Raw genomic sequence first — 25,872 nt, 5'->3', positions numbered from 1 at the left:
CCATAAGTTACTGGAACTACATGAATATCGTCATTGTGGAGTCGCCGGCGAAAGCCAAGACGATCAACAAATATCTGGGCTCGTCCTACGAGGTTCTGGCGTCGTTCGGCCATGTCCGCGACCTCCCCGCCAAGAACGGCTCCGTCGATCCCGACGCCAATTTCAAGATGATCTGGGAGGTCGACCCCAAGGCCGCCGGACGGCTGAACGATATCGCGAGGTCGCTGAAAGGCGCTGACCGCCTGATTCTCGCCACCGACCCTGATCGCGAGGGTGAGGCCATCTCCTGGCACGTGCTGGAGGTCCTGAAAGAGAAGCGCGCGCTGAAGGACCAGAAGATCGAGCGCGTGGTGTTCAACGCCATCACCAAGCAGGCGATCTCGGAAGCCATGAAGCATCCGCGCCAGATCGACGGCGCGCTGGTCGACGCCTATATGGCGCGCCGCGCGCTCGACTATCTGGTCGGCTTCACCCTCTCCCCCGTGCTGTGGCGCAAGCTGCCCGGCGCGCGCTCGGCCGGCCGCGTGCAGTCGGTGGCGCTGCGCCTCGTCTGCGACCGCGAGCTCGAGATCGAGAAGTTCGTCCCGCGCGAATATTGGTCGCTGGTCGCGACCCTGCTGACCCCGCGCGGCGATGCCTTCGAGGCCCGCCTGGTCGGTGCCGACGGCAAGAAGATCCAGCGCCTCGACATCGGCACCGGCGCGGAAGCCGAAGACTTCAAGAAGGCGCTGGAAGCAGCCGCCTATGCCGTGACCGCGGTCGATGCCAAGCCCGCGCGGCGCAATCCGCAGGCGCCCTTCACCACCTCGACGCTGCAGCAGGAAGCCAGCCGCAAATACGGCTTTGCGCCGGCGCACACGATGCGCATCGCCCAGCGCCTCTATGAAGGCATCGACATCGGCGGCGAGACCACCGGACTCATTACTTATATGCGAACCGATGGCGTGCAGATTGCCCCCGAGGCGATCACCCAGGCGCGCAAGGTGATAGGCGAGGATTACGGCAACGCTTATGTGCCGGACGCTCCCCGCCAGTACCAGGCCAAGGCCAAGAACGCCCAGGAAGCGCACGAGGCGATCCGTCCGACCGACCTCTCGCGCCGCCCCGACAGCATGAGCCGCAAGCTCGATGCCGATCAGGCCCGGCTCTATGAGCTGATCTGGAAGCGTACCATCGCGAGCCAGATGGAGGCGGCCGAGCTCGAGCGCACCACGGTCGACATCACCGCAAAAGCCGGCGGCCGGACGCTGGAGCTGCGCGCCACCGGGCAGGTCATCAAGTTCGACGGTTTCCTCGCGCTCTACCAGGAAGGCCGCGACGACGAGGAGGACGAGGATTCCCGCCGCCTGCCCGGCATGAGCGCAGGCGAAGCCCTGAAGCGGCAGTCGCTCGCCGTCACCCAGCATTTCACCGAGCCGCCGCCGCGCTTCTCTGAGGCATCCCTCGTCAAGCGCATGGAAGAGCTCGGCATCGGTCGGCCCTCGACCTATGCCTCGATCCTCCAGGTCCTGAAGGACCGCGGCTACGTCAAGCTGGAGAAGAAGCGCCTGCATGGCGAGGACAAGGGCCGCGTCGTGATCGCGTTCCTCGAGAGCTTCTTCAGCCGCTACGTCGAATACGATTTCACCGCGGGCCTCGAAGAGCAGCTCGACCGCATCTCCAACAACGAGATCTCCTGGCAAGAGGTGCTGAAGGATTTCTGGCGCGACTTCATCGGCGCCGTCGACGACATCAAGGATCTGCGCGTCGCGCAGGTGCTTGACGTGCTCGACGAGATGCTGGGCCCGCACATCTATCCGCCTCGCGCCGATGGTGGCGACATCAGGCAGTGCCCGAACTGCGGCACCGGCCGGCTGAACCTGAAGGCCGGCAAGTTCGGCGCCTTCGTCGGCTGCTCGAACTATCCGGAGTGCCGCTATACCCGCCAGCTCGCCGCTGATGGCGAAGCCAACGCCGACCGCTCGCTCGGCCAGGATCCCGACACCGGCTTCGATGTCTGGGTCAAGGCCGGCCGCTTCGGCCCCTACATCCAGCTCGGCGAGCAGAAGGATTATGCGGAAGGCGAGAAGCCGAAGCGCGCGGGCATTCCGAAGGGCACCTCGCCCAGCGATGTCGACCTCGAGCTTGCGCTGAAACTGCTGTCGCTGCCGCGCGTGATCGGCAAGCACCCGGAAACCGGTCAGCCGATCACCGCCGGCCTCGGCCGCTTCGGGCCGTTCGTGAAGCACGAGAAGACCTACGCCAGCCTCGAGGCCGGCGACGAGGTGTTCGACATCGGCCTCAACCGCGCGGTGACGCTGATCGCGGAAAAGGTCGCGAAGGGCCCGAGCCGCGGCTTCGGCGCCGATCCCGGCAAGGCAATCGGCGATCATCCGACGCTCGGCACCGTCACCGTGAAGAGCGGCCGCTATGGCCCCTATGTCACCGCAGGCGGCGTCAACGCGACGATCCCGGCCGAGTTCGAAAAGGACGCCATCACGCTGCCGCAGGCGATCGCGCTGATCGACGAACGCGCGGCCAAGGGCGGCGGCAAGACCAAGGCGAAGAAGGCGGCAAAGCCCGCCAAGGCCAAGAAGGCTACGGAGAAGGCTGCGGACGGAGAGGACGCCGCGCCAAAGCCGAAGAAACCCGCCACGAAGAAAGCCGCGGCCAAATCGAAAACCGAATCCACCAGCAAGGCGCGCGCCGCCGTGCCGTCGACCGCCAAGACTTCTGCCACAAAGCCGTCGCCGACCAAGGCAGCCGCCACCAAGGCTCCGGCCAAGAAGAGTGCCGGCAAGAATTAGAGGTTAAGTGAAACGCAAGAATGACCGTGGCTTTCCCGACCGGACAGCCATCGTCGCCTTCATCAAGGCAAACCACGGAAAGGTCGGGACCCGCGAAATTGCGCGCGAGTTCGGCCTGAAGAACGCCGATCGCGCCGAGCTCAGGCGCATGCTGCGCGAGCTCGCCGACGACGGCATCATCAAGAAGAAGCGGCACAAGGTCTCCGAGCCGGACACGCTTCCGCCGACGCTGCTCGCCGACATCACCGGGCGCGACAGCGACGGCGAATTGATCGCCTCACCGGCCGAATGGGACGAGGTCGAAAGCGGCGAGCCGCCCAAAATCCTGATCGAGATGCCGCGCCGGCCCAAGCCCGGCACCGCCGCCGGCGTCGGCGACCGCGCGCTGCTGCGCGTCGAACGCACCGACGAGGACGAAGGCCCCGCCTATCGCGGCCGCATCATCAAGCTCATCGACAAGGCCAAGAGCCGCATCCTCGGTGTATTCCGAGCACTGCCCGAAGGCGGCGGACGGCTCGTTCCCGTCGACAAGAAGTTCGCCGACCGCGAGTTGAACATCGCGAAGACCGATACACAAGGCGCGCAGGACGGCGACCTCGTCAGCGTCGACATCGTCCGCTCGCGCGGCTTTGGCCTCGCCTCCGGCCGGGTCAAGGAGAGGCTCGGCTCGGTCAAGTCGGAGAAGGCGATCAGCCTGATCGCGATCTATGCCCACGACATCCCCTTGCAATTTTCCCCTGCCGCCGAACGCGAGGCGGAAGCGGCCGAGCCTGCGAACCTGAAAGGGCGCGAGGATTGGCGCGACGTGCCGCTCGTCACCATCGATCCGCCGGATGCGAAGGATCACGACGACGCGGTGCATGCGCAGGCCGACGACGATCCCAACAACAAGGGTGGCTTCATCGTCAACGTCGCCATCGCAGACGTGAGCTTCTACGTGCGGCCGGGCACCGCGCTCGACCGCGACGCGCTCGATCGCGGCAACTCGGTCTATTTCCCCGACCGCGTCGTGCCGATGCTGCCGGAGCGCATCTCCAACAATCTCTGCTCGCTGGTGCCGGGCGAGCCACGCGGCGCGCTCGCGGTGCGGATGGTGATCGGACCCGACGGCCGCAAGCGCTCGCACAGTTTCCACCGCATCCTGATGCGCTCGGCGGCGAAGCTGCATTATGCGCAGGCACAGGCTGCGATCGACGGTCGACCTGATGACACCACCGGCCCGCTGCTCGATCCGATCCTGAGGCCGCTCTACGCCGCCTATGCTTGCGTCAAGCGCGCCCGCGACGAGCGCGATCCGCTCAATCTCGATCTGCCCGAGCGCAAGATCCTGTTGAAGAGCGACGGCACGGTCGACCGCGTCGTCGTGCCCGAACGTCTCGATGCGCACAAGCTGATCGAGGAGTTCATGATCCTCGCCAACGTCGCCGCGGCCGAGATGCTGGAGAAGAAATCGCTGCCGCTGATCTATCGCGTGCACGATGAGCCGACGCTGGAGAAGGTCCACGCGCTCAGCGAGTTTCTGCAAACGCTCGACGTTCCCTTCGCGAAATCAGGCGCGTTGCGCCCCACCCTGTTCAACCGCGTGCTGGCCCAGCTCGAAGGTCACGACTATTACCCGCTGGTGAGCGAGGTCGTGCTGCGCACCCAGGCGCAGGCGGAATATTCCGCGGAGAATTACGGCCATTTCGGCCTGAACCTGCGCCGCTATGCGCATTTCACCTCGCCGATCCGCCGCTATGCCGACCTCATCGTGCACCGCGCACTGGTCCGCGCGCTCGGCCTCGGCGAAGGCGCCCTGCCCGACAGCGAAACGCCGGAATCGCTCGGCGAGGTCGCCGCGCATATCTCGCTGACCGAACGGCGCGCGATGAAGGCGGAGCGCGAGACCGTCGATCGCCTGATCGCGCATCACCTCGCCGACCGCATCGGCGCCAGCTTCCAGGGACGCGTCTCCGGCGTCACCCGCGCCGGTCTTTTCGTCAAGCTGAGCGAGACCGGCGCCGATGGATTGATCCCGATCCGATCCCTCGGCACGGAATATTTCAACTATGACGAGAGCCGCCACGCCCTCGTCGGCACGCGCAGCGGCACCATGCATCAGCTGGGTGACGTCGTCGACGTCCGTCTGATAGAAGCAGCTCCTATCGCAGGCGCGCTACGCTTCGAGCTGCTGTCGTCAGAACGCGAGACCAGTCCCCGCGAGCGCCGGCCGTTCCGTCCGCAGCGCAAATTGTCCAAGGCGCATCCGGGGCGCAGTCCGGAGAGAAAACGCAAGCCGGAAAAGCAAAAATCTGCCAAGGGCAGGAAGGTCAAGGGAAAGAGCAAGGGCAAAGGCAAGGGACAGAAGGGCAAGGCATGGTGACGATGAGCACGGCCCCAAAGATCTGGACGCGCGAGACCGGCCTCGTCGAGAAGCGCGACGTGTGGGCTGCGATGAAGCGCGGCTTTCGCGGTCGCTGCCCGCGCTGCGGCGAGGGAAAGCTGTTCCGCGCCTTCCTGAAGACGGCGGACAATTGCGCCAAATGCGGCCTCGACTTCACCCCGCATCGTGCCGACGATCTGCCCGCCTATCTCGTCATCGTCATCGTCGGTCACATCGTGGTGCCGGCCATCCTCTGGATCGAGACCAACTACACCACGCCGATCTGGCTCAGTTTCGTGGCCTATCTGCCCTTCACCTTCGTCGCCTCGCTCGCGTTGTTGCAGCCCGTGAAGGGAGCTGTGGTCGGCTTGCAATGGGCTCTGCGCATGCACGGGTTTGACGAGAACCCTCCCGATGGTATTCCGCCTGTGTAAGTAAGAAGCAAAAAACGGTTTGGGTGAGGATATGACGGATACGGCGCAGGCAGTGGAGAAGGCCAAGGTTCACGATGAGAAGGAAGCCGACCACCATCCCTATTTTCGCCCAAGGGATGCGGCGACGCTGATCCTGGTCGATCGCAGCGGGCCCATTCCGAAAGTGCTGGTCGGCAAGCGCCACGACAAGGTGGTGTTCATGCCCGGCAAGTTCGTCTTCCCCGGCGGCCGTGTCGACAAGGCCGATTATCGCGTGCCCTGCGCCGCGCCCATCACCGCCGAGCTCGAAGCCAATCTCGCCAAGGGCAGCCCGAAGACCCCGGCCTCGCGCGCGAAGTCGCTCGCCATTGCCGCGATCCGCGAAGCCTGCGAGGAGACGGGTCTCTGCCTCGGCCGCAGAGCGGAGGACAAGGTGCCCAAGCTCGAAGGCCCCTGGAAGCCATTCGCGGATGCCGGCCTGCTGCCCGATCCCTCCGGCCTGTTCCTGATCGCCCGCGCCATCACCCCGCCCGGCCGCGTCAAACGCTTCGACACCCGCTTCTTCACGGCAGATGCCTCCGCGATCACCCACCGCGTCGACGGCGTGATCCATGCCGATGCCGAGCTGGTCGAGCTGGTCTGGGTCGAGCTTGGCTCAAAACCGCTCGCGGATCTGCATCCGATGACGCGCAACGTGCTCAACGAGCTCGACACCCGCCTTGCCACCGGCCCGCTGCGCCACGATGCGCCGGTGCCGTTCTTCCATTTCTACGGCGGCAAGATGCAGAAGGATGTTTTGAGCTGATCGGCGCTCCCCTCGCCGTCATTCCGGGGCGCGCGCAGCGCGAACCCGGAATCCATTCATCCACCGTGTCTGCAGCTCGATGGATTCCGGGCTCGCGCCAAGAGGCGCGCCCCGGAATGACGTGCTGAGAGATCTGCAAAAAACAAAATAATCTTCCCGCCGCCGCCAATGGCGGAGTTCCGCCGCATGCCTATGTCTTTCGCAACGACACCCAAAACGGACACCGGGCGATGGCACAACGGCAACTCAAGCTTGGCGCGTTCATGCGCCCGATCAGCATCCACACCGGCGCCTGGCGCTATCCCGGCGCCTGGCCCGACGCCAATTTCAACATCAGTCACATCAAGCAGCTGATTAGGAAGCTCGAGGCCGGCAAGTTCGACGCCTTCTTCATGGCCGATCACCTCGCCGTCTTGAACATGCCGATCAATGCGCTCAAGCGCAGCCACACGGTGACGTCGTTCGAGCCGTTCACGCTGCTGTCGGCGCTGTCCGCCGTCACCGAGCGCATCGGCCTGATCGCGACGGGCTCGACCACTTTCGACGAGCCCTATCATGTCGCGCGCCGCTTTGCCTCGCTCGACCATCTCAGCGGCGGCCGCGCCGGCTGGAATATCGTCACCACCTCGAATCCGGATGCAGCGCTGAATTTCGGCCTAGACGATCACATGGAGCACGCCGAGCGCTACAAGCGCGCCCGCGAGTTCTACGACGTCGTCACGGGCCTCTGGGATTCCTTCGCCGACGATGCGTTCGTGCGCGACGTCGAGAGCGGCCTGTTCTTCGATCCCGCGAAGATGCACACGCTCGACCACAACGGCAAATATCTCAAAGTGCGCGGCCCCCTTAACATCGCCCGTCCGGTGCAGGGTTGGCCGGTGATCGTGCAGGCCGGCGCGTCCGAAGACGGCAAGCAGCTCGCGGCCGAAACGGCTGAAGCCGTGTTCACCGGCGGCGGCAGCCTCGCCGACGGGCAAAAGCTCTATGCCGACATCAAGGGCCGCATGGAGAAGATCGGCCGCGATCCCGAACACCTCAAAATCTTGCCCGGCGCCTTCGTCGTCGTCGGCGACAGCGTCGATGAAGCCAAGGAGAAGCGCGCGCTGCTCGACAGCCGCGTGCATTACGACAGCGCCATCGCCTCGCTGTCCGTCATTCTCGGTACCGATGCCTCCGGCTTCGATCCGGACGGCCCTCTCCCCGACATCCCCGAGACCAATGCCAGCAAGAGCGGCCGCCAGCGCATGGTCGATCTCGCCGCCCGCGAAAAGCTCACCGTGCGCCAGCTCGCCCAGCGCGTCGGCGGCTATGGCGGGCTGTCCTTCGTCGGCACCGCCAAGACCATCGCCGACCAGATGGAGGAATGGCTGGTCGGGCGCGGCTCGGACGGCTTCAACATCATGTTCCCGTTCCTGCCCGCCGGCCTCGACGATTTCGTCGACAAGGTCGTGCCGGAGCTGCAGCGCCGCGGGATTTTCCGCAAAGAGTATGAAGGGCCCACTTTGAGGGAGAATCTGGGCCTGCCGCGGCCGAAAAACCGGTTCTTCGAGGCCTGATCGGGCCGATTTGGGTGGTTTCAGTCCCCTAAAACCTTGACATCAGGCGGTTTCTGGCTAGGTTGCCGGCCAACGCGGGCCGTTTGGCCGGCTCCAGATTCCCCAATTTTCTGAGGTTCAGAACATGGCCAAAGCGGTCACCATCAAGGTCAAGCTCGTGTCCTCGGCCGACACCGGCTTCTACTACGTCGCCAAGAAGAATTCGCGCACCATGACCGACAAGCTGGTCAAGAAGAAGTACGACCCGGTCGCGCGCAAGCACGTCGAATTCCGCGAAGCCAAGATCAAGTAAGATCGCGGGACGCTGAACGACTTTGACGGGGCCCTTCGCGGCCCCGTTTTTATTTGCGGCCGTTTTTATTTGCGGTCGATGGTCGTAGCCTCCACGTCCATGAGCGCAGCCCTGGACGAGGAACATGTCGGTGGCTACTCGGTCGCTTATGGCCGCGACGATGTCTATTTCCCGGTTTACGTCACGGCGGCGCTGGCCGCGATCTTCTGCACCGCCGCGTTTCTCACCGGCGAGTTCTACTGGCTTGCGCTCGCGGCGCTCGCGGCCGGGTTTACCTACTACAATATTCCACTGCTCGAGACCGGCCGGCCCACGATCGGCGCGAACCAGTACGGCATCTTCGTCCAGGCCTTCGGCCTGATCCGCTGGCGCGCCATCGAGCGCATCGACCTTGTCGAGATCGCCGAGCGCGCCATGACGGTGCATGAACTCCAGATCGTGCTGAACGCGCCGCTCACCAGCGCGCTCGTGGCCGACTGGCGCAAGCAGCCGTCCTGGCGCTGGCTGATGCGGCTACCCTGGCGGATGAGCCACACCAACATGGTGCGGATCAATGTCGAGCCGTTCGATCAGCCGCCGGACGTGATCCATCGCACCTTCCTGCGGATGTGGCGCTACTACCGCAGTTAAGGCGGGTGAAATTGGGCTTGGCTGGTTGCCATGGAGAAGATGCGCTCCCTCCCCCGCTCGGGCTGGGGGAGAGGGTGTCTCCGCAATCGAGAACCCCCAAGAGGAGAAAGCCCTCACCCGGCGCTTCGCGCCGACCTCTCCCGCACGCGGGAGAGGTCGAGTGATCCCGCGGCTCGATCGATTCAACCAAAGGCCATTCTGCTCTAAAGCATGATCCGGAAAAGTGCGAAGCGGTTTTCCGGAAAGATCATGCGTAAACAACAACCTAAAGCGCGATGACGATTCATCCAAATCTCATCGCGCTTTAGCCGCCAAGAAGATGTGCCTCACGTCCTCACCACGAGGTGTGCATAGGCCTCTGCCCTCATGCCGTAGGTCCACGCAACCGCTTCGCGCGGCGTGTGCAGATTGGCCGGCACTTGGAGGAAGAAATGCCTGCGCGTGCCGTCCGGCTCGGGCGTGGCGTTGACGACCTCCACGGCGGCCCAGGCGTCCGCGGCGAGCCAGTTGCGGCGCCACAGGATTCCGGTCTCGTCCTCGGCCACGCGGGTGGCGCCGCCGAGCGCGACGTAACGCTCCGGCGTCATGATCTCGATCATGCAGCGGCGGACCTGGACGTCGATCTGGTCGTCGATCGCAGCGAGCGTGATCCGGTCCTGGTGCTCGATGATCCAGCGTGGCACCTCCACCCCGCGCCAGGCCCAGATCGACCAACCGTCGGGATAACGCAGCGCCGGACCGCTGGCGTGATGCAGCCGGTCGCGCGCATCGCCGCATAACAGGTTCGGTCGCTCCGCGAGCCAGCAGGTGTGCTCGTGCGGCAGCAGCCAGCCCACGCCCGTCGCGAGTTGCATCAGGCCGCGCAGCGGCTCGGTCTCGGCGTGCAAACCGAGGACCTCGCGGAGATAGTCGTAAGCACCCAGCCACGACAGATCGTGCGGCCCCGCCGCGCAGCTCGAAAAGCTCCGCGGGGCGGTGAGCGCCTGCAGCACGCCAGCGAGCGACAGACCGGTTCGGCGCAGCTGGCCCAGCACGGACAGGTTCTGCTCCGGCACGTTCCGAATCACCGCCTCGGCCGCAGCAGTGACCAGCGCGTCCGCGGGATTGACTGCGCTGTCGACCGCGGCAAGCACCTTCCGGTGAATCCGCGCCTCGATTTTCGAAATGATTTGACGGCGAAGCCGATCGACGAGCTGAAAGCGGAGATTGCGGCCGTCATCGCGCGAAACGACAAGCCCGGCCAGCGCCTGCGGGCCGTCGCACCAGACGATGCGGGCCGGCGGCTCCAGTCCTGCAGCACGATAGGCAAGCCGCACGCCCTGCTCCGCGCTGTCGCGATCGGCAGGCGCGGTCGAGCGTCGGACGGCTCTCCACCGTGCACGGTAATCGCCCAACGCCGCCGTCTGCTCAATCGGCGAGGACGCGCGCATCTCGCGGCCCCAACTCACGCTGGCGGCGCACTCGATAGGTCCCGCGCGGCAGCGTCAGTCGCATGCTCCTGATGCGTCACCCGCGCATAGGCCGAGGCAATCTGGAGATGCCCGAGATAGAGCCCGGCCGGAATGTCGCGCGCCAGATCGTCGTCGCGAAACAGCGTCACGCGCTCGCGGATCGCATGACAATGTCCGGTGGCCTCGCCCTCCAGCAGGACCAGCGGCACACCTTCGGCGGTCTCCGTGAGCGCTCCCGATGGCGCGACATCGGACACCCGCTCGATCAGCAGGTCACCTTGCGCAAAGATCTCGGTCATCATGTCTTCTCCCGTGCCGACGCATCCGCTGGATGTGCGGATGGCCGGATTGGTTCAACATTGCCGTCGGCGATCTAAGGCCTGTTTACAGACAGGATTCCCAAATCAGTAGAAAATTGATTCAAGGCTGAAAATTGGAGATCAGCCTTGATTCGATTGATGTTGAGCGATGCGCAGTGGGAGCGGATTGCGCCGGAATTGTCTGGCAAAGCCGGTGATCCCGGCGGCACCGGGCGTAACAACCGGCTCTTTATCGAAGCAGTTCTTTGGATTGCGCGCACGGGCTCGCCGTGGCGAGATCTGCCGGAAGCGTTCGGCAAGTGGTTCACAGTGTATACGCGCTTCTGGCGCTGGGCGCAGAAGGGGGTCTGGGAGCGGGTCTTCAAAGCTCTCTGTGACGATCCCGATTTCGAATATGTCCTGATCGACGGCACACTCGTCCGGGTCCACCAACATGGCACCGGGGCAAAAGGGGGACTCAAAATCAGGCCATAGGCCGCTCGCGTGGTGGCCTGACTACCAAAATCATGGCTCTGATCGACGCACTCGGCAATCTCATTCGCTTCGTCCTGCTGCCCGGCCAGCGTCACGACAGCATTGGCGTCGAGCCTTTGATCACTGGCCTCGATTTTGAAGCGCTGATCGGCGACAAGGCCTTCGATAATAACTGGCTGCGCGCCAATCTGAACCAACGCGGCGCCGCAGCGGTCATCCCGTCCAAGGCCGACCGCGCCGGGCGCATCCCGCACGACGCCGAAATGTACAAATGGCGCCACCTGGTCGAGAACTTCTTCTGCCAGCTCAAGGCATTCCGCCGCATCGCAACTCGCTACGAAAAGACAGACGCCTGCTTTGCCGGCCTCCTCAATCTCGTCGCGGCTTTCCTCGCAAACTAGCGACTGTAAACAGGCCTTAGTGCACGACCTCGCCATGCAGTGCGAGATCGAGACCGTCGCGCTCCATATCCTCCGATACCCGCAAGCCGACGAAGAGCTTGACCACGTAGAGGATGATCAGGCTGACGACGGCATCGTAGACAAAGACCGTGGCGACGCCGATGCACTGGTTGACGAACTGGATCGGGTTTCCCTCCAGCGCACCCGCAGTGCCGCCATATTGCTCGACGGCGAAAACGCCGGTGAGCAATGCGCCGACGATGCCGCCGACGGCGTGGACGCCGAAGCAATCGAGCGCATCGTCATAGCTGAACATGGCCTTCAGCCCGGTGCATCCCCAGTAGCAGAGGGCGCCGGCCGCGATCCCGATCACGAAGGCCCCTACCGGGCTGACGAAACCGGACGCCGGCGTGATGGCGACGAGGCCCGCGACCGCCCCCGAGCAGATGCCGACCACCGTCGGCTTGCCCTTGAGCGACCACTCCACCAGCATCCAGGTGAAGCCGGCGACCGCAGTTGCGATCTGCGTCACCAGCATCGCCATGCCGGCCTGCATGCCCGCCGTCACCGCGGAGCCGGCGTTGAAGCCGAACCAGCCGACCCAGAGCAGCGAGGCGCCGATGAAGGTCAGCACCATGTTATGGGCCGGTCCCGTCTCCTTGCGCTTGCCGAGCATGATGGCGCACATCAGGCCGGCCACGCCGGCATTGATATGCACCACGGTCCCGCCGGCGAAATCGAGCACCTTGACCCAGGCGGCGTCGTTGCCGGAGGCGAAGATGCCGTCAGGGCCCCATACCCAATGCGCGATCGGCGCATAGACGAAGATCGCCCACAGGCCGATGAACCAGAGCATCGCGGAGAACTTCATCCGCTCGGCGAACGCGCCGGCAATCAGCGCCGGCGTGATGATCGCAAAGGTCATCTGGAAGCAGATGTAGACGCTCTCGGGGATCGTCGCTGCGAGCGGATTGGGATTACCGATCCCGCCCTTGCCGATGTCGCTGAGGATATCCTTCAGAAACATGCGGTCCAGCCCGCCGATGAACGGCGTGCCGGCGCGGAAGGCCAGGCTATAGGTCAGGATCGCGAACAGGATGGTGACGAGGCACGTCACCGCAAAACTCGTCATCACGGTGTCGCCCACGTTCTTCTTGCGCACCATGCCGCCATAGAACAGCCCGAGACCCGGGACCGTCATCATCAGCACCAGCGCAACGGAGGTGAGCATCCAGGCGGTGTCGCCAGGATTGGGCGTGCACTTCTCGAGGATCTTGCCGCCGCAAGCGGGCGGGGCCGCATCCTCGGCCAGCGCGACCTCGCCGAGGGCGAGGTAGAGAAGCGCAATTCCCAACAGCGCGACCAACAACGTCACGAGCCTTTGGCGCGTGGATGTTCTTGACTCCATCATCGTCCTCCCAAGTCGCAAGAGATGTTTTCTGGGCATTGTTCGAGTGGAACCGCGGAAACGATCGTTCGCGCCGGCGTGACGACGCCAGCGCGATCAGCTCGGGTTTTTGGGACACAATGATCGCGGCTCGGCGCGATGAGGTCGTCGAGCCTCGATGACTGGAGACTGGCGGCGACCAGCCTCATGGCTTATCGGCCTTTCCCTTGTCACCAGATCGGAAAGCGTCAGAGACGTTCCAATTCCTGATCAAAGGACGTGCAAGATTCGCACCATCGATGCGATTCATTCAAGCTACTGAATGCGCAGCGATTCCAGTTTGCTGCTTTGCGGCAATCGCGCGTTGCGCTGCTTCACGCAGCAGCGCATCGCCCAACAAATAAGCAATCGCTGACGATGCCTATACGGTTCGCAGCACGGGTGGCGCCGTCGGCTTTATCGCAAACGCGATCTGAACGATGCCGGCGGCGAGCCCACCGCGACGCCGATCCGCCAAGCCATGTTGTAGGAGCCGAGCGCGCCATAGATCAGCCCGCCGCCATAGGCGCCGACGAAGCTACCGACCTGGTGGCTCATGAAGGCGAGCCCGTGAATCATCGCCTGCCATTGCAGGCCGAACATCTCTGCGACAGCGCCCGCAACCAGCGGCCCGACGCCGAGCCAGAGGAACCCCATCAGCGCGCCGAACACCAGCGTCGAGGCTCTGGCTAGGTTGCCGGCCAACGCGGGCCGTTTGGCCGGCTCCAGATTCCCCAATTTTCTGAGGTTCAGAACATGGCCAAAGCGGTCACCATCAAGGTCAAGCTCGTGTCCTCGGCCGACACCGGCTTCTACTACGTCGCCAAGAAGAATTCGCGCACCATGACCGACAAGCTGGTCAAGAAGAAGTACGACCCGGTCGCGCGCAAGCACGTCGAATTCCGCGAAGCCAAGATCAAGTAAGATCGGCGCAGCGTTGAAGAGTTTTGCGGGGCCCTTTCGGGCCCCGTTTTTATTTTGCCCGCTCGCCCCTCTCGTATCCCAGCCGCCATGCCGATGGCGCGAGCCTGGTTCGTCGCGAAGGTTCACTCCTGCACCTTATTCCAGGAAGTAGACGCTCGTAACCAACACGGCGATCAGTACGGCACAACCAAGCAATGCAACGGTAAAGCAGATACGTGCTGGGATTGAATACGCGTCAAAGTGCGGCTGTTCGATCATGCCACGCCTCCTCTCACCATCTGGCGGGAGCGCGATCATTAATCTCGGCAGCCTAGCCCTGTGGAACCTTGGTTAAAAGTCAACTGTGCTGACGCATCGGCCGCCTGGTGGCGGATCCCGGTTATTCGGGAAGACCTGAAGCGCGCATTGCTTCGATCAGAGGTGTTGCGAGCACCGGCACGCAGCCGATGGCGGAGCACTGACCATTGCTGCTGAAATTGGGCTGAAGTTGCATCACGCGCTCGGCGGCTGCATTCGCATCTTCCATTCGTCCGAGTTTGGCAAGCGACGCTGCCAGAAACATGTGCGAGACGCTGAAACCTGGTTTGCTGCGAATGGCCCGTTGCGCTGCCGCCGCAGCATCTTCATAGCGTCCGCGAAGAAAATGCCCCATGCAAATGCCATGCAGCGCTGCGGTAATCCACGGATCGAATGGACTAAGCCGGATACCCCGCTCGCCCCATTCGATGGCGCGCTCGGCTTCCCCTCCCCAGCCCAAGATCAACGCGCCCCAGGAATAGCCCCACGCCGCCGACGGGGAGATTGCCAGGGCGGCCTCGAACGTTTCCAGAGCCAAGATACGGTCATGTTCGACGAGACCGATAGCGATTGCGGCGTAGACGAGTGCCGGGGCATCGTCGGGGCCAAGCGCCACTGCAGTATGCGCGTGCCGTATCGCGGCCGTGCGATTGTCTTCACGCCTTCCCGCTCGGAGATACAGTATTTCATTGCAGAACGCCGTCTGGCCGTGCGCGAGCGCGTAGTTCGGCTCGAGCAGAAGTGCGCGCTCGAGCAGTGGCACTGCCTGCGACGCGCCCTCCGGCATCCCGGTGTCCACTAGAGGCGTCGCACGTAACACGAGGTCGTAGGCGTCGAGATTATCAGGGCGCTTGCGCTTCGCCCGTTCAATTTCGGCCTGACGCACGCTGGGCTCGATCGCGGCGACGGTGCTCACGGTAATTTCGTCCTGCAAGGCAAAGATGTCGTCGACCGCGCGGTCGTAGCGATCTGCCCAGATATGGGCCCTGGTCTCCGCGTCAATGAGCTGCGCTGTGATCCGTACGCGGTCGGCCGCCCGCCGCACGCTGCCTTCCAACACGTAACGAACCCCCAGTTCGCGTCCAACCTGCCTGATGTCAACGGACCGCCCCTTGTAGGTAAAGGTCGAATTGCGGGCGATCACGAACAGCCATTTGAATCGGGACAGCGCAGTGATGATGTCCTCCACCATGCCATCGGCGAAGTACTCTTGTTCCGGGTCGCCGGACATATTCTGAAACGGGAGAACCGCGATTGAAGGTTTGTCGGGTAATGACAGCAGTCGATTGCTCTCCGCAGTCGCTGGCTTCGCATTGGCAAGCTTGACTCCATATAGTCGAACCGCCCGATCGATGTTCTTCAGCGATCGTTCGCCTAGATCATCGAACTCGAATGTCGTCTTTCCCCTGACTTGTTCGAACGCATTTCCCGACAAGCACACGCCGCCCGGCACGCACTCGTTCTCAACGCGTGCAGCCACATTCACGCCATCACCGAAGATGTCGTTTTCGTCGCTGATAATGTCGCCGATGTTGATGCCGATGCGAAAGGCAATCGGTCCTTCCCGGCCGGCCATCTTCTCTTGAACGGCCATGGCGCAAGTCACCGCGTCGACAGCGCTGGCGAATTCGACCAGGAGGCCATCGCCAGTTGTCTTGACGATCCTGCCCTTGTGCTCCGCAATGGCTGGATCGACGATTTCGCGGCGAATGACCTTAAGGGCTTCGAGCGTGCCGACCTCATCGGCGCCCATTAACCGCGAGTAACCCGCAACGTCCGCTGCCAGCACCGCCGCTAACCGTCTCTCAACGCGCGCCATAGCCACCGCCACCCTGCCAGTCTGGTTAATATAGCAGGATGAACATCTTCCGTCCCAGCCGGACGAAAGGCCGGGGTCTGGACGCCGCGCCTGGTCCGCTTCGGGGGCACGAGCGGCTGTTCGCGACCAAGCGGCGCGACGCTTGCTTGGCGCTTACGAACGCCCCTCGCTACGCCGCCTTCAACACCGGCGGCTGCGACGGCCGGATCAGCGCGAACGCCACCTGCACGATGCCGCCGGCGAGGCCCAGTGCCACGCCGATGCGCCAGGCCATGGTGTAGGAGCCGAGCGCGTCGTAGAGCAGCCCTCCCCCGTAGGCGCCGAGGAAGCTGCCGATCTGGTGGCTCATGAAGGCGAGGCCCTGGATCATCGCCTGCCAGCGCAGGCCGAACATCTCGGCGACCGCGCCCGCAACCAGCGGGCCGACACCCATCCAGAGGAAGCCCATGATCGCGCCGAACAGCAGCGTCGAGAATGACGTCGCCGGCAGCATGAAATACCAGGCGAGCGCCAGCGAGCGCAGGATGTAGATCGCACCCAGCAGCGCCAGCTTGTTCCAGCGCTGCCCGGCCCAGCCGAAGAACAGCGAGCCCAGCACGTTGAAGCCACCGATCATGCCGAGCGTCTGCGCGCTCAGCATCGGGTCGAGGCCGCAGATCGCCAGATACGACGGCAGATGCGTGGTGAGGAACACGAGCTGCATGCCACAGACGAGATAGGCGCAGGTCATCACCACGAAGGATGCATTGCCGAACGCGGTCCGCGCCGCAATCGCGGCGGTGGCATCGTCGATTTCGTCGGCGGCCGGCTTGGGCAGCGGGATCTGGTCGACGCGACCGGCGTACCAGGCGGCGGGGATCATCAACACCGACATGATGACGAAGCCGGCAAGGCCAATGCGCCAGCCAAAGCCCTCGTTGAGCATCTGCCCGATCGGCGCCGACAGCAGCGCGCCGAGCGAGCCCGCGCCGGAGACGATGCCGAGCACGGTCGAGCGCACCGTCTCAGGCACCGCGCGCGCCGCCACCGACATCGCGATCGCAGCGGCCGTGCAGGCCAGCGAGGTGCCGATCAGAACGCCGGCGCCGATCATGATGCTGACAAGCCCGTTGGCGGTCGCCATCAGCGCGAGGCCGACGATGTACATCAGCGCGCCCACGATCATGATGGGACGAAAGCCGTAGCGCTCGGTCATGGCGCCGGCGAGTGGCTGGAGAAAGCCCCAGGCGAGGTTTTGCACGGCCAGCGCCAGTGTGAAATCCGACACCGAGATGTGGATGTCATGCGTCAGCGGCTGCAGGAAGATGCCGAGCGACTGCCGCAGTCCCATGCTCAGCGTCAGCATGATCGAGGCGCCGATCAGGATGGGCAAGGTCGGACGCAGGACCTGCAACAGGGGCATTTTTCTTCTCCCTTTTGGGCACGGCGCGAACGCCGCCGTCTGCTTTTGCCGTTGATTTTGGGTACACAGACCTGTGTACTTAGGCTATAAAGGGCCGGTGCTGTCAAGCGAACAGGACGCGCGCTACCGCATGGCTCCCCCGCCCGCCCCACAGACGATGAAAGAGCGGATCCTTCAGACCGCCGACAAGCTGTTCTATCTGCAAGGCATTCGCGCCATTGGCGTCGACACCATCGCGGCCGAGATCGGCATTTCCAAGCGCACGCTCTACAACCACTTCCCCTCCAAGGACGCGCTGATCGCGGCTTACCTCGAGCGCCGCTTCGTCAGCGCGCGCCCCTCCGACAAGCCGCCGGCCGAGCAGATCCTTGCGACGTTCGATTCGCTGGAGCGACGCTTCGCCGCCAAGGATTTTCGCGGCTGCCCGTTCGTGAATGCGGTCGCCGAGCTCGGGCCTTCCGACCGCGCGGTGAAGAAGATCGCAATCGCCTTCAAGGAAAGCCGCCGCGTCTGGTTTCGCGATCGGTTGAACGAGCTCGGCGTTGCGGATGCGGAGGCGCTCGCAACGCAGCTCGTGCTGCTCGTCGACGGCTCCATCGCCCAGGACCTCGTCCGCGACGATCCGGCGATGGCCAGGGCGGCAAAGGAGGCCGCAAAGGTGCTGCTGCGAAATGCGGGGGTGGATGTGGGGGATGATGCGAAGCCGGTGAAGGACAAGTGTCCGCCGCAGTGATCGCTGCCACCGCATCACTCGGTGTCATCACCCGCGAAGGCGGGTGATCCAGTATTCCAGAGGCAGCGAGGTTAGAACCGAAAGGCCGCGGCGTACTGGATTCCCGCATGCGCGGGGAATGACAGCGGAGTTTGTAGGACCTGTTCGGGATGATGGCAGAATGCCCCTGTTTTGCCCGACGTGTCAAATGGCGCTGCCGCCAGCGCAAACCGCCCTGCTTCTCACGTAAGCCGTTGATCTTGCTATCGCCGGCTACTGTGCATGGGGTTGTTTTCGCACTTATTGTGCCGGCAGCTCACGCGGCCTGCGCCACCACCCGGTTGCGACCGTCGTGCTTGGCGCGGTAGAGCGCGGTGTCGGCGCGCTTGAGGACGTCGGCGACCGCCTCGCCCTTCTGCTCCAGCGTGGTCAGGCCAATCGAGATCGTGACCTCGATGCGCTTCGTCCCTTTGTGGATCGCAAACGGCTCGCCCGCGATCGAGCGGCGCAGGCGCTCGGCGACCATGCCGGCGACGTGGAGATCGGTCTCGGGCATCACGATGACGAACTCCTCGCCGCCATAGCGGCAGGCAAGGTCAATGCCGCGGATCGACTTGCGCACCCGCACCGCGAACTCGCGCAGCACGTCGTCACCGGCGTCATGGCCGTAATTGTCGTTGATCGACTTGAAGTAATCGATGTCCAAAATCATCAGCGCGAGCGGCTTGCCGCGGGTCGCGGCCTGCTCGGCGAGCGTCGCCAGATGACTCTCCATGTAGCGGCGGTTGTGCAGCCCGGTGAGCGCGTCGGTGATCGCCATCTCGATCGAGTTCTGCACGTTGTCGCGCAGGTGATCGGTGTAGCGGCGGCGGCGGATCTGGGTGCGGGCCCGCGCCAGCAGCTCGGTCTTGTCGATGGGGCGCAGCAGATAGTCGTTGACGCCGATCTCGAGGCCGCGGAGCAGCCGCGTCGAGTTCTCGGGGTCGGCGATCGCCAGGATCGGGACGTGGCGCGTGCGCTCCAGCGAGCGCGCCTGGCTGCAGAGCCGCAGGCCATCGAAATTGTTGAGATCGAGCGAAACGATCAAGAGGTCGTAATTGCCCTCGGCGGCGTGGAATAGCGCTTCCGTCGGGTTCGGCTCGACGTCGATGGTGTGCTCGGCGGCGAGGATCGTCGCCAGCCGCTCATAGGAGGACTCGCGGTCGTCGACCAGCAGGATGCGGCCGCCCTTGCCGGTGTCGGCCACGGCGCTGCGCTCGGGCGCCTGCATGCCGATCTCAAGCGAGGTGATGGCGCGCATGCGCAGCTCATCGGTCATCATCTTCAGCCGCGTCAGCGAGCGCACGCGCGCGATCAGGACCACGTCGGAGACGGGTTTTGTCAGGAAATCGTCGGCGCCGGCTTCAAGTCCGCGGTTGCGGTCGGACGGGCTGTCGAGCGCGGTGACCATCACGACGGGAATGTGGTGGGTGGCAGGGTCCGTCTTCAGGCGGCGGCAAACTTCGAAGCCGTCCATGTCGGGCATCATCACGTCGAGCAGGATGATGTCGCATTCGGCGCGCCGGCTGATCGCCAGCGCCTCGGCGCCGTTCGCCGCAGTCATCACGTCGAAATATTCGGCAGACAGGCGGGCTTCGAGGAGCTTGACGTTGGCAGGAACGTCATCGACAACCAGGATACGCGCGGACACTTTGAACTCACTTCCTATCCGATAAAACGCCGGACCGTCTCAATGAATTTGCCGACCGAGATCGGCTTGGACAAATAGGCTTCGCAGCCGCCCTCGCGGATGCGCTCTTCGTCGCCCTTCATCGCGAAGGCCGTGACCGCGACGACGGGAATGGCGCGTAGCTCCGGATCGTCCTTGATCCAGCGTGTCACCTCGAGGCCCGAGACCTGCGGCAGTTGGATATCCATCAGCACGAGGTCGGGCCTCATCTTGCGAACGAGATCGAGCGCCTCGTAGCCGTTGCTGGTGCCGGAGGTCTGGTAACCGTGCGCCTCCAACAGGTCGCGGAAGAGCTTCATGTTGAGCTCGTTGTCTTCCACGATCAGGACGGTCTTAGCCATCCCGCCCTCCTGATTGGTCCGCAGACCCATACATGTGACGCCTCAGGCGCCGCTCGCCGGCGCTTCGAAAACTGGATTCAAACTAGCCCCAGATTCGCTCTAGTTTCGTTAAACCCGAGGGCCGACTTTCTGCGATGTGGTTTCCAGTTGCTTGTCGGGCTCGCAAGACTCGAGGCGAAGACTCGGGCATGATGATTCCAAATTAGAGACCGAAAGTTAACGGAAAGGCAAACCGGCCCCGTGAAAAAGCCTGTTCACAACCCCCGCGAAGTCGCTGAAATCGTTGCGATTCAGGCCCTGTCCTTCGTCGCCGGCGAGCCCGAGCGGCTGGGCCTGTTCCTGGCTGAGACAGGGGTCGGTCCGGAGACCCTGCGCAATGCCGCCTCCGACCCCAATTTCCTGCTCAGCGTGCTCGATTTCGTGCTGCGCGATGACGAGACCGTGAAGGCGTTTGCGAAGACCGCGGAACTGCATCCAACCAACGTTGCCGCGGCGCGGCAGGTGCTGGGCGACGCGCTCGGCGACCCCTCCTGGGAGCGCGACGTGCCGTGACCGAACCCGATCCGGCCGGGCCCCGCTGCTTCTGCCGGGATTGTCTGGCCGATCTGGATATGGGCGTGAGGCGCTGTTCCGCCTGCGGATCCCCTCGCCTGGTCCGCCACCGCGCGCTCGCGGGCCTGACCATCGCCCATATCGACTGCGACGCCTTTTATGCGACGGTCGAGAAGCGCGACAATCCTGCTATCGCCGATAAGCCCGTCATCATCGGCGGAGGCAAGCGCGGCGTGGTGTCGGCTGCCTGCTACATCGCCCGCACCTATGGCGTGCGCTCGGCCATGCCGATGTTCAAGGCTCTGGAGGCCTGCCCGCACGCCACCGTGATCCCGCCCGACATGTCGAAGTACGTCCGGGTCGGCCGCGAGGTGCGCCAGTCCATGCAGGCGCTGACGCCGCTGGTCGAGCCGCTCTCGATCGACGAGGCCTTCCTCGATCTGTCCGGCACCGAGCGCGTCCACGGCATGATCCCGGCAAAGGTGCTGGCGCGTTTTGCCTACGAGGTCGAGCGCGACATCGGCATCACCGTCTCGGTCGGCCTGTCCTGCAACAAGTTTTTGGCCAAGATCGCCTCCGACCTCGACAAGCCGCGCGGCTTTGCCGCGCTCGACCAGGACGAAGCGCGCTTGATGCTGTCTTCGAGGCCGGTCGGCTTCATCTTTGGCGTCGGACCGGCCACGCAGGAACGCCTCTTGCAGCGCGGCTTCCGCATCATCGCCGATCTGCAGAAGGCCGACGAGACCGAGATGATGCGGCAGTTTCCGAGCGACGGCCGCCGGCTGTGGCGGCTTGCGCGCGGCATCGACGACCGCCGCGTCGAGCCTGATCGCGGCGCCAAGACGATTTCCAGCGAAACCACATTCGAGAGCGACATCCGCGATTTCGCGACGCTGGAGAAGATCTTGTGGCGGCTATGCGAGAAGACGTCGTCGCGTCTCAAGAGCAGCGAGCTCGCCGGCTCGACCGTCACGCTGAAGCTGAAGACCGCCGATTTCCGCCAGCGCACGCGCTCGCAGTCGATCGCCGCCCCGACGCAGCTCGCCGCAAAGATCTTCTCGATCTGCCGCGAGATGCTGGCGAAAGAGATCGACGGCACCGCCTTCCGCCTGATGGGCGCCGGCGTCAGCGCGCTGCGCGACGGCTCGGTCTCCGACGACACCGACATGCTCGACCGCCGCGCCGCGCACGCCGAGCGCGCGGTGGACAGTCTGCGCAAGAAGTTCGGCAGTGCCGCGGTGATCCGCGGCATTGCGTATGAGGGGCCGGAGAAGGCGCAGGAGTGATCGAGTCCTGCTCAACTCAGTCGCGTTCGAAGATCCGTGCACCCGGATAGGCGCGCCGGGCATACTGAACGACCAAATGCCGATCCTGAGTTTCCAGGAACGGCGTTCGGATCTGACAAGACCCGACGATGAGGTGCCACAAGCCGTTGAGCTTTCGAATGACGACGTTCATTTGAGCCTCCTCGCAGTGACCCGAGTGGACTCAAATTGTAAGACTCTCCCGCCGTCGCTCAATTCTACCAGCGTAAGATCAGCGCATGAGAAGGATTAGAGGAGATATACAAAGGTATGTTGACCATGGCTCCAACAGCCTCTGTCGCCGATAGCTTCGCATGGGCTCAAACGATCCTACCGGTTCAGGGGCTAGCACCGTGACAGGCGAACGCGATCTCGACGCGCTGCTGAGTAACATGAAGCCGGAGATCCTGGACGGCATCTTCGTGTTTTGCACGCTTGCGCCGAGCGCGATCATTCCAGCCGCCATCAGTCCGATCCTGACGTTCCGCGAACGCGAAGGAACAACGCTGGTGATCGCTCTCGAAGAGGCCGAAGCGGCAGGCCTACGCTACGAGTTCGCCTCGCGCCTGATCACTCTGACGGTTCATTCGTCGCTGGACGCGGTCGGCTTCCTGGCTGCAATCACAGCGCGTCTGGCCGACGCCGGCATCAGCGTGAATGCCGTTTCGGCCTTCCATCACGATCACCTCTTCGTGCCCATCGACAAGGCGGACGAAGCGATGGCTGTTCTACAGAAGATGTCTGGCGCGAGACACTCGTAGCCCGGATGGAGCGTAGCGCAATCCGGGACAGCGCATCCTAGCAGCAGACCCGGATTACGCTTCGCTCCATCCGGGCTACAAGAGAGACCTCAATCCGCGACCGCCACCGCCTCGATCTCGATCAGCCACTCCGGTGCGGCCAGCGCGGAGACGCCGACGAGCGTCGAGGCCGGTGGCTCCATGCCTTCGAAGAAGACGGAGCGGGCTTTGCCGATGATGGGGCGCAGCTCCGGCTTGTAGTTCACGACGAAGGTCGTGATCTTGACGATGTTGGCGTAGCTCGCCCCCGCCGCTTTCAGCGCGTGGCCGAGATTCTGCATCACCTGCGTCGTCTGCGCGGCAATATCGCCCTCGCCGACGATCCGCCCCTCCTCGTCCACCGACACCTGACCGGAGATGTAGATGGTGCGCGCGCCGGTAGCGGTGACGACGTGCGAATAGGCGGGATTGTGATGCAGGCCGCTGGGGCGGAGATGGTCGAGCTTGGGCATGGTGCTGGCCTCCCGGATGTTTGTGGTTGGGATGGAGGGTAGCTGGAGAGCGCGCGGAGAGCCAGCCCCGTCATTGCGAGGAGCTCTTGCGACGAAGCAGCTCAGACTGTCACCATGGAAATAGTCTGGATTGCTTCGCTGCGCTCGCAATGACGGAGGAGAGAACGCAGCCCCATTAATTACAGGGCTTGCTGTCCTTCACGTCGAACTTGCCCATCGCGCCGGAGATCACGAAATCGTTGTAGTCGAGCACGAGCTGGCGGGAGACGCCGTTCTCGTAGAGCTCGAACGCCATCGCGTAGACCGGCGTCTGCTCGCCTTCCTTCTGCTGGGCCTCGCGGTCGAAGTAACTGACGGTGACGGGCCAGCGCTTGAGCGATTTCATATGCTCGTCGGAGATCGACGGGTCGGACGCGGTGGCACGGTCGGCCGGGATCGGCTGGCCGATCACGGTCAGTGTGTTGTAGACCTTCTGGCCATCGTCGGAGCCGTCATAGACGGAGAGCTCGAGCAGCGACTTGCCTTCGTTGGCTGCAGCGATGATGCGCTGGATCTGCTCGGTCGGGAATACGATCTTGCCGTCGAGGGTAAATGTCTTCGGCGCCGGCAGCTTCAGCTTGACGTTGATGTGGTCGCCGTCGCGCTCGGCCGAGCCGTCGACGCGGCCGGCATCCGCCTCGTTCATGCGCGTCTCGATGTTGAAGCGGTAGCTCTTGCCGGCGGCGTCCTCCCAGGAATTGGACCGGAGGTCGCTCAGCGTGACCTTACCCTCGCCGCTGTCGAGCTCGGAGACCTGGCGGAATTCCGAGGTATAACCCTCGCAGGCATTCCCCGTGAAATTGTAGAGGATGCGGCCGCGGGCACTGTTGACCGAGTTGGAGCGCGATTTCACGAGGCTAAGGTCATAAAGCGCCTGGTGCGCGAGGAACGGACCCTTGGCAGCCTGCGCCTCGCCGCCAAGGCCGACAGTGGCCGCCGCGAGCGCCATCACACCGAGCGAAGTCCGGAAAAGGTGCACCATGTCTGTTCCTTGAGGATGCGTCCTTGGGGAGCGCAGATTAGACATTTTAATGACCGATCCATTGCGTCGCAACTGAGGCCGTTTCACGTAAAGTTGCGGCTCCCGCGTTGAACCTCCTCCCCTGCCTCAACAAAATGCAGTCCCTTCGGTTGCTTGCATGTGGCGGCACGATGAGCGAAACAGGGCCGCCGGCCTCCAGAGGCGTCGGGGCAGATGAATTCTTGGACAACGAGGTCGAACATGGCTGGCACAGTCGAGCAGAAACTGGCGGAACAAGGCATCAAGCTGCATGAAGCCCCCACTCCCGTCGCCAACTATGTGCCGTTCGTGCGCACCGGCAATTTGCTGTTCGTCTCCGGCCAGGTCTGCTTCGATCCCGCCGGCAAGCTGATCGCCAAGGGCAAGCTGGGTGCCGGCGTCTCGATCGAAGACGGCGCTGCGGCCGCCCGCGGCTGCGCGGTGAACCTGCTGGCCCAGGTCAAGGCCGCGCTCGGCGACCTCGACAAGGTCGTGCGCGTGGTCCGCCTCGGCGGTTTCATCAACTCGGCGCCCGACTTCCTGGACGGGCCCAAGGTGCTGAACGGTGCTTCCGACCTGATGGTCGCGGCCTTCGGTGACAAGGGCCGCCATGCCCGCACCACCGTCGGGGTCGCCTCGCTGCCTGCCGATGCGGCGGTCGAGGTCGACGGCGTGTTCGAGGTCGCCTGACCCGAATGCGCGCTCCGGATTGGCTGACAGCCCGGCCGGTCGCCCATCGCGGCCTGCATGACATTTCGCGCGGCATCGTGGAAAACATGCCGGGCGCGGTCCAGGCCGCAATCGCAGGCAATTTTTCGATCGAGGTCGATATCCAGCTCTCCGCCGACGGCGAGGCCATGGTGCATCACGACCATGCGCTCGGCCGCCTCACCGAGGCCACTGGAGAGGTGATCGAGAAAACCGCGGCCGAGCTGAAAGCCGTCAAGTTCAAGGATACGCCGGAGCGGATGATGTCGCTCGGCGATCTCTGCGCCCTGGTCGCCGGCCGGGTACCGCTGGTGATCGAGGTGAAGAGCCATTTTGGCGGCGACCGCAAGCTGGTGAAGCGGATGGCCGAGGTGCTGGCGTCCTATGACGGTCCCGCCGTCGGCATGTCCTTCGATCCCGACCAGGTGCTGGCGCTACGCGAGCTGCTGCCCTCCCGCCCGCGCGGCATCGTCGCGCAGCAGACCTATGAGGACGAGTACTGGGCCAAGCTGACCCAGGCGCAGCGCGACAGCATGCTGTACCTGCGCCACGGCTTGCAGACCCAGCCGCACTTTGTGGCGTTCAAAGTCGATCACCTGCCGGCCCCCGCCCCCTGGATTGCCCGCAACGTCTTCGGCTGCGCCCTGCTCGGCTGGACCGTGCGCACGCCGGAGCAGCGGACGCGGGTCGGTCAATATGCGGATCAGATGATCTTCGAGGGGTTCGTGCCGTAGGGTACGGCATGCGAACGCGCTCGTGTCCCGGACAAGCTGCAACGCTCCAAGCGTTGCGGCGCAGAGCCGGGACCCATCCCTCCGCGAACGTGCTGCCACATGGGCCCCGGCTCTGCAGCGCCCCGCTGAAGGAGCGCTGCACT

Annotated in this window: 26 protein-coding genes and 1 pseudogene; 15 read left to right on the top strand and 12 right to left on the bottom strand. The window is 64.1% G+C overall.

All coding sequences use genetic code 11. The features are described from left to right. Positions 1-20 precede the first annotated feature (20 nt). The 7 genes from topA to ACR9YP_RS21850 all read left to right on the top strand — a co-directional run bounded on the left by topA (position 21) and on the right by ACR9YP_RS21850 (position 8,844). Positions 21-2,786 (top strand): type I DNA topoisomerase, encoded by a 2,766-nt coding sequence (gene topA, locus ACR9YP_RS21880; RefSeq protein WP_474217035.1) that lies wholly within the window; start codon positions 21-23, stop codon positions 2,784-2,786. Positions 2,787-2,793: 7 nt separating this feature from the next. Beyond that, on the top strand, positions 2,794-5,148 hold the full coding sequence (rnr, locus tag ACR9YP_RS21875; protein ID WP_474217034.1) for a ribonuclease R: 2,355 nt from the start codon (positions 2,794-2,796) through the stop codon (positions 5,146-5,148). Next, the gene (locus ACR9YP_RS21870; protein ID WP_370985853.1) at positions 5,142-5,582 is read left to right on the top strand and encodes a DUF983 domain-containing protein; all 441 of its coding nucleotides are present in this window, start codon (positions 5,142-5,144) and stop codon (positions 5,580-5,582) included. The genes rnr and ACR9YP_RS21870 overlap by 7 nt, the downstream gene beginning before the upstream one ends. A gap of 31 nt (positions 5,583-5,613) precedes the next feature. Beyond that, positions 5,614-6,366 carry an NUDIX hydrolase gene (locus ACR9YP_RS21865; protein WP_438107767.1) on the top strand — a complete coding sequence of 251 codons (753 nt, stop codon included), beginning with the start codon at positions 5,614-5,616 and terminating at the stop codon, positions 6,364-6,366. A gap of 230 nt (positions 6,367-6,596) precedes the next feature. Further along, positions 6,597-7,922 (top strand): LLM class flavin-dependent oxidoreductase, encoded by a 1,326-nt coding sequence (locus ACR9YP_RS21860; protein WP_438107766.1) that lies wholly within the window; start codon positions 6,597-6,599, stop codon positions 7,920-7,922. Between the two features lie 124 nt (positions 7,923-8,046). Beyond that, positions 8,047-8,214: a 50S ribosomal protein L33 gene (gene rpmG, locus ACR9YP_RS21855; protein WP_007603295.1), complete on the top strand. Its 168-nt coding sequence runs from the start codon at positions 8,047-8,049 to the stop codon at positions 8,212-8,214. A gap of 99 nt (positions 8,215-8,313) precedes the next feature. Next, positions 8,314-8,844 (top strand): hypothetical protein, encoded by a 531-nt coding sequence (locus tag ACR9YP_RS21850; protein ID WP_370985848.1) that lies wholly within the window; start codon positions 8,314-8,316, stop codon positions 8,842-8,844. A 326-nt stretch (positions 8,845-9,170) separates the two neighbouring features. On the opposite strand, the gene ACR9YP_RS21845 is transcribed toward ACR9YP_RS21850, so the two are convergent. Together ACR9YP_RS21845 and ACR9YP_RS21840 are read right to left on the bottom strand one after the other, a co-directional pair. Next, on the bottom strand, positions 9,171-10,274 hold the full coding sequence (locus tag ACR9YP_RS21845) for a DUF6745 domain-containing protein (protein ID WP_438107765.1): 1,104 nt from the start codon (positions 10,272-10,274) through the stop codon (positions 9,171-9,173). Positions 10,275-10,288: 14 nt separating this feature from the next. Next, positions 10,289-10,597, bottom strand: coding sequence for a hypothetical protein (locus ACR9YP_RS21840; RefSeq protein WP_474217033.1), 309 nt, complete (start codon positions 10,595-10,597; stop codon positions 10,289-10,291). 144 nt (positions 10,598-10,741) lie between these two features. On the opposite strand from ACR9YP_RS21840, the gene ACR9YP_RS21835 reads away from it, so the two are divergent. Continuing rightward, a protein-coding gene (locus ACR9YP_RS21835; RefSeq protein WP_474217032.1) for an IS5 family transposase occupies positions 10,742-11,490 on the top strand; the annotation gives its coding sequence in 2 pieces (ribosomal slippage) (positions 10,742-11,072 and positions 11,072-11,490; 750 coding nt in all). A gap of 16 nt (positions 11,491-11,506) precedes the next feature. Here ACR9YP_RS21835 and ACR9YP_RS21830 read toward each other — a convergent pair. Together ACR9YP_RS21830 and ACR9YP_RS21825 are read right to left on the bottom strand one after the other, a co-directional pair. After that, entirely contained in the window at positions 11,507-12,901 is a 1,395-nt protein-coding gene (locus tag ACR9YP_RS21830) for an ammonium transporter (RefSeq protein ID WP_474217031.1), read from the bottom strand. A gap of 397 nt (positions 12,902-13,298) precedes the next feature. Further along, positions 13,299-13,597 (bottom strand): annotated as a pseudogene (locus tag ACR9YP_RS21825) (MFS transporter); the annotation flags it as partial. A 75-nt stretch (positions 13,598-13,672) separates the two neighbouring features. Between ACR9YP_RS21825 and rpmG (ACR9YP_RS21820) the strand changes: the two are divergent. Beyond that, positions 13,673-13,840 carry a 50S ribosomal protein L33 gene (gene rpmG, locus ACR9YP_RS21820; RefSeq protein ID WP_007603295.1) on the top strand — a complete coding sequence of 56 codons (168 nt, stop codon included), beginning with the start codon at positions 13,673-13,675 and terminating at the stop codon, positions 13,838-13,840. Between the two features lie 135 nt (positions 13,841-13,975). On the opposite strand, the gene ACR9YP_RS21815 is transcribed toward rpmG (ACR9YP_RS21820), so the two are convergent. The 3 genes from ACR9YP_RS21815 to ACR9YP_RS21805 all read right to left on the bottom strand — a co-directional run bounded on the left by ACR9YP_RS21815 (position 13,976) and on the right by ACR9YP_RS21805 (position 17,358). After that, positions 13,976-14,098 carry a hypothetical protein gene (locus ACR9YP_RS21815; RefSeq protein WP_276339337.1) on the bottom strand — a complete coding sequence of 41 codons (123 nt, stop codon included), beginning with the start codon at positions 14,096-14,098 and terminating at the stop codon, positions 13,976-13,978. Between the two features lie 121 nt (positions 14,099-14,219). Next, positions 14,220-15,956 carry an adenylate/guanylate cyclase domain-containing protein gene (locus ACR9YP_RS21810; RefSeq protein ID WP_474217029.1) on the bottom strand — a complete coding sequence of 579 codons (1,737 nt, stop codon included), beginning with the start codon at positions 15,954-15,956 and terminating at the stop codon, positions 14,220-14,222. Between the two features lie 169 nt (positions 15,957-16,125). Then, entirely contained in the window at positions 16,126-17,358 is a 1,233-nt protein-coding gene (locus ACR9YP_RS21805) for an MFS transporter (protein WP_091895942.1), read from the bottom strand. Positions 17,359-17,488: 130 nt separating this feature from the next. On the opposite strand from ACR9YP_RS21805, the gene ACR9YP_RS21800 reads away from it, so the two are divergent. Then, entirely contained in the window at positions 17,489-18,091 is a 603-nt protein-coding gene (locus ACR9YP_RS21800) for a TetR/AcrR family transcriptional regulator (RefSeq protein ID WP_474217028.1), read from the top strand. A 295-nt stretch (positions 18,092-18,386) separates the two neighbouring features. On the opposite strand, the gene ACR9YP_RS21795 is transcribed toward ACR9YP_RS21800, so the two are convergent. After that, complete coding sequence (locus ACR9YP_RS21795; protein WP_128933302.1) at positions 18,387-19,760, bottom strand: PleD family two-component system response regulator; 1,374 nt, start codon at positions 19,758-19,760, stop codon at positions 18,387-18,389. Positions 19,761-19,774: 14 nt separating this feature from the next. Next, on the bottom strand, positions 19,775-20,140 hold the full coding sequence (locus tag ACR9YP_RS21790; protein ID WP_008566616.1) for a response regulator: 366 nt from the start codon (positions 20,138-20,140) through the stop codon (positions 19,775-19,777). A 240-nt stretch (positions 20,141-20,380) separates the two neighbouring features. Between ACR9YP_RS21790 and ACR9YP_RS21785 the strand changes: the two genes are divergently transcribed. Both ACR9YP_RS21785 and ACR9YP_RS21780 read left to right on the top strand, forming a co-directional pair. Next, positions 20,381-20,692 carry a DUF3572 domain-containing protein gene (locus ACR9YP_RS21785; protein ID WP_091895933.1) on the top strand — a complete coding sequence of 104 codons (312 nt, stop codon included), beginning with the start codon at positions 20,381-20,383 and terminating at the stop codon, positions 20,690-20,692. Continuing rightward, positions 20,689-21,978 carry a DNA polymerase IV gene (locus ACR9YP_RS21780; protein ID WP_438107760.1) on the top strand — a complete coding sequence of 430 codons (1,290 nt, stop codon included), beginning with the start codon at positions 20,689-20,691 and terminating at the stop codon, positions 21,976-21,978. The genes ACR9YP_RS21785 and ACR9YP_RS21780 overlap by 4 nt, the downstream gene beginning before the upstream one ends. A 16-nt stretch (positions 21,979-21,994) precedes the next feature. Here ACR9YP_RS21780 and ACR9YP_RS21775 read toward each other — a convergent pair whose 3' ends face one another. After that, complete coding sequence (locus ACR9YP_RS21775; protein ID WP_474217027.1) at positions 21,995-22,150, bottom strand: hypothetical protein; 156 nt, start codon at positions 22,148-22,150, stop codon at positions 21,995-21,997. Positions 22,151-22,349: 199 nt separating this feature from the next. Here ACR9YP_RS21775 and ACR9YP_RS21770 point away from each other — a divergent pair, with 199 nt between their 5' ends. Beyond that, positions 22,350-22,757 carry an ACT domain-containing protein gene (locus ACR9YP_RS21770; RefSeq protein ID WP_438107758.1) on the top strand — a complete coding sequence of 136 codons (408 nt, stop codon included), beginning with the start codon at positions 22,350-22,352 and terminating at the stop codon, positions 22,755-22,757. 89 nt (positions 22,758-22,846) lie between these two features. Here ACR9YP_RS21770 and ACR9YP_RS21765 read toward each other — a convergent pair whose 3' ends face one another. Beyond that, a complete protein-coding gene (locus tag ACR9YP_RS21765) occupies positions 22,847-23,248 on the bottom strand; it encodes a RidA family protein (RefSeq protein ID WP_091899125.1) in 402 nt (133 codons plus the stop codon). 175 nt (positions 23,249-23,423) lie between these two features. After that, a complete protein-coding gene (locus ACR9YP_RS21760; protein ID WP_438107757.1) occupies positions 23,424-24,269 on the bottom strand; it encodes a cell envelope integrity EipB family protein in 846 nt (281 codons plus the stop codon). A 240-nt stretch (positions 24,270-24,509) separates the two neighbouring features. Here ACR9YP_RS21760 and ACR9YP_RS21755 point away from each other — a divergent pair, with 240 nt between their 5' ends. Then, positions 24,510-24,977: a RidA family protein gene (locus ACR9YP_RS21755; RefSeq protein ID WP_018321130.1), complete on the top strand. Its 468-nt coding sequence runs from the start codon at positions 24,510-24,512 to the stop codon at positions 24,975-24,977. A 5-nt stretch (positions 24,978-24,982) separates the two neighbouring features. Next, on the top strand, positions 24,983-25,729 hold the full coding sequence (locus tag ACR9YP_RS21750) for a glycerophosphodiester phosphodiesterase (RefSeq protein WP_474217026.1): 747 nt from the start codon (positions 24,983-24,985) through the stop codon (positions 25,727-25,729). Positions 25,730-25,872 lie beyond the last annotated feature (143 nt).

The sequence above is a fragment of the Bradyrhizobium sp. BR14999 genome, assembly GCF_056106085.1.
The sequence above is the reverse complement of the archived record's forward strand: the minus strand, read 5'-3'. Positions and strand labels throughout refer to the sequence as shown.